The organism is Acinetobacter sp. Lyrl_1 (assembly GCF_051948795.1).
GTDB classification, from domain to species: Bacteria; Pseudomonadota; Gammaproteobacteria; order Pseudomonadales; family Moraxellaceae; genus Acinetobacter; species Acinetobacter towneri.
This window is the reverse complement of record NZ_JAYJLK010000077.1, coordinates 1-3,566: the sequence shown is the minus strand read 5'-3', so window position 1 is coordinate 3,566 and position 3,566 is coordinate 1. Positions and strand designations below refer to the sequence as shown.

Genomic DNA, 3,566 nt, shown 5'->3' with positions numbered 1-3,566 from the left:
TCGCTAAAACAGCTTAATCGAGAGTAATTATATATTTTACACAAAACCTAACACTGCTTATTCTTTGCGCATAGATGCTATATCGCTGTAGTTTCTTGTGTATTGCTAAATGTGTTTTCGGGGCTTATCTAACTTCTGAATAAGCCCTTTTTTTACCTCATTTGTTTTGCTTTGCTGCAAGACTCAATCACGATCACGTCGTTGTTCACGGTCTTTACGGTTTTCCTGCCAGCGCTTTTGTTGTGCATCACGTTGTTGTTGCCAGCGTTTACGTGCTTCCTCACGCTTTTTTTGTTCAGCTTCAATTTGCTGCTTACGCTTTTGCTCAAGCTGTTTACGCTGCTGTTCCGATAAGCGTTTACGCTGCTCTGCTAAACGTTGTCGCTCTTGTTCATAGCGTTGTTGCTGTAATTGCTGTTGTCGTTTTTGTTCCCATTCACGACGTTCTAGTTCACGTTTACGACGCTCTAACTCAACCCGATTTTTACCTTGTTGATATTCCCAACGCTGCCGATCATTGTCATAACGTCGATGATCATCATCATAGCGTGGCTCATATCGTCCATCGTAGTAACCTTCGTCAGGCACGACTACGCAACCTACGGCTAAAAAAGCAGTCGCACATGAAAGTAAGATTAATTTTTTAGTCATGCTCTGCCTCCTGAGCTGATGAGGTGAATTTGTCTGAAACATCAAACATAGACTGCAATAGTGTCAATGACAGCGTCATAAAAGCAGGGTAGCGTATAGGTAATTTGAATGTGTATAACGATTGAAGCACTTGTATAACAAAATGGTCACTGTGCTGTTGATCATGAAGAAATTATGAAGCGTTTAGGCAAATCATGCAGACATATAAAAAGGAACAGGCATGCAAATTTTGAATTCATCTCTCAAAAATAAATTGCACAAAGGACAAGGTGCTGCTGCACGTGCATTAAATAAGTTACCAAGTCGAGTACATCATACTTTGGCTCAAGCTTTGGGTTATCCGTATCATTATCCAGACCTTGATCCATTTATTAAATGCATGATGGCGGCACAATTAAAACAAGGGAAAATTGGTTTTATTGGTGCTGACCCTGTACAGTCTAGACAGGCATTTGATCGACAAATGCAATCTATTCTGAGCACTCCAACTGCGGTCAAACGAGTTGAAGAAATCCGTTTAAACTTAGCCAGTGGCAATATCGCAGCGCGTTATTATCATCCTGCACCACATAAAAAATTGCCTTTAATCGTGTTTTATCATGGTGGTGGTTTTGTGGTGGGTGGTTTAGACAGTCATGACGAATTTTGCCGCTTAATGGCGGTACATGCCCATGCACAAGTGTTGAGTGTGGAATATCCACTCGCGCCTGAAGCTAGTCCACAGCAGATTATTCAAGTCTGTGAAGATGCTTTGGCATGGGCATATCAACATCGTCGAGAAATGAAAATTTTAAAAAATCGCATAGCGGTGGCAGGCGATAGTGCGGGTGGTAATATTGCAGCGGTGGTTGCACAGCGTAGTGCTCATTCAGCCTATGCACCTGACGCACAATTTTTAATTTATCCAGCCTTAGATTTTAAGAGTCGCCATCCTTCATTCGTGGCTTATAAAGATGGTTTGGTGTTGACTGGACAAGATATTGATTTTGTCACCCAGCACTATGTCACACAGCATCAGGTCGCTTTGGATGATCCAATCATTTCGCCAACTTTTGGCAAATTGAAAAAACTAGCGCCTGCCTTTGTGGTCACAGCAGGGCATGACGTTTTGCATGATGAAGCTGAAATTTATGCACACAAATTACGTCAACATGCTGTCACGGTAAAATATGTAGAATATTTAGATCAAACACATGGTTTTATTAGCATGACCTTTGTGTCGCGTCGCGCCAAAAAAATCAGCATTGAAATGTGTAAAAACTTTAGAAAATTTTGGGATCGACCACGTAGCTAAACCTTGGGTTGTCTTTGTTAATCTGTTTCACGTGGAACGGTTAAACCAGAGTAGAGATTTCGGCTTCTGGAAAAGTCAGTTCGAACTCAGGCACGTAAAAACCATTGATGAAGCGTGCCTGATTAAAATCAGGAAACAAACTTGGATTCGATTGCCAAGACGCATGTTTGAGTGGGATTAATCTGCCGCGAAAAGAAGGATTAAATTGATAAGATTTCCCTTGCCATGTTTGCTGAATTTTTAAAAGCGCAGCAGGGATGTAATGACTATCAATAAAGCTACGTTGCGTATTGCATTTTTCAAGTTGAATGGCGAATTGCAAATCTGCGTGTTGTATTTTGCAACTTATCTGTCGATCTTGAATATTCCAATCAAAGCTTGCCAGTTGTTTAGGAATGCCCCAAAGTTGTTGTCCGTGTTGCACAGAAGACTCGGTTGAAACGAAAATTTTAGGAATAGTAGATAAACGACGCTGCCTAAATAAAGGATGATCTAAAATCAGCAGCTCATCGTAAGCACCAATGGGGCTAGCGTGATAACGCACCCACATGACTTGAACAAGACGTCCTAAAAAAGAAGGTGTTAAGCCAAAAGGTTGTGCCTGTTTTAAAAATTGTGGGCTGAGCCAATAATTTAAAATATAGGCTTCACCTTGAAGTTGCCAAGGTGCTGGACACAGTCGGCTCTGATCTGAATTATTTTTATACATAAGTTTTCCAGCGTGATAAAAAATAACCACTGATTTATTCGCATAATCTTATTAATATAGATGCAATGCAAATACAACACAGATGGATTGGTCAGCAAATGTTAAAACAAAGTATGTTTACCATGGCAGCAATGCTTATCAGCTTCAATACGATGGCAGCCAACACCGTGGTAGAAATGACAACCAGCATGGGCAATATTGAAATCGAACTGTTTAATGACAAAGCCCCAGTTTCTGCAAAGAACTTTGAAAACTATGCCAAGTCAAACTTCTATAACGGTACGATCTTCCATCGTGTTATCCCAGGCTTTATGGTGCAAGGCGGTGGTATGGATGCCAATATGCAAGAAAAGCCAACCAAAGCGACCATTCGTAATGAATCAAGTAATGGATTGAAAAATACCCGTGGTACCTTGGCGATGGCACGTATGAATCATCCTGATTCTGCCAGCAGCCAATTCTTTATTAATGTGGTAGATAACGATTTCTTAAATCGAAGTCCACGTAACGCAGGCTATGCGGTATTTGGTCAAGTCACTAAAGGTATGGATGTTGTCGATAAAATTGTAAAAGTACCAACAGGCAACTATGGCATGCATCAAAATGTACCGAAACAAGCGGTAAAAATACTCAGTGTGAAAGTGAAAGAGGCTGCCCCAACAAAATAAGCGGATTTAGATTGCAAAAATATGAAAAACATATTTTTAATTTAAAATTATAGGGTTAGTGCGAGTATTGTGTGTTTTTGAACCAAAATAGTGCGTAAAAATCCAACACTCGTGAAAACAAGCAGTTAAAAGCACTTGCACGTGTAGGAAATTGCCCTATAATGCACCCATCCCGACGCGAAACAGCCTACAAACTTAGCTCACAGGGTTAAGTTGTAGAGAATTTTTTGCGTTAAAATTTCTA

At 40.4% G+C, this 3,566-nt stretch carries 4 protein-coding genes; 2 read left to right on the top strand and 2 right to left on the bottom strand.

The features are described from left to right. Positions 1 to 183 precede the first annotated feature (183 nt). Entirely contained in the window at positions 184 to 651 is a 468-nt protein-coding gene (locus VF675_RS13460; RefSeq protein ID WP_131261893.1) for a hypothetical protein, read from the bottom strand. 220 nt (positions 652 to 871) lie between these two features. Here VF675_RS13460 and VF675_RS13455 point away from each other — a divergent pair, with 220 nt between their 5' ends. Beyond that, positions 872 to 1,945, top strand: coding sequence for an alpha/beta hydrolase (locus VF675_RS13455; RefSeq protein WP_440205366.1), 1,074 nt, complete (start codon positions 872 to 874; stop codon positions 1,943 to 1,945). Positions 1,946 to 1,985: 40 nt separating this feature from the next. Here VF675_RS13455 and VF675_RS13450 read toward each other — a convergent pair whose 3' ends face one another. Further along, entirely contained in the window at positions 1,986 to 2,654 is a 669-nt protein-coding gene (locus tag VF675_RS13450; RefSeq protein ID WP_440205365.1) for an acetoacetate decarboxylase family protein, read from the bottom strand. Between the two features lie 98 nt (positions 2,655 to 2,752). Between VF675_RS13450 and VF675_RS13445 the strand changes: the two genes are divergently transcribed. Beyond that, positions 2,753 to 3,322, top strand: a complete 570-nt coding sequence (locus VF675_RS13445) for a peptidylprolyl isomerase (protein ID WP_154321226.1) — start codon at positions 2,753 to 2,755, stop codon at positions 3,320 to 3,322. Positions 3,323 to 3,566 lie beyond the last annotated feature (244 nt).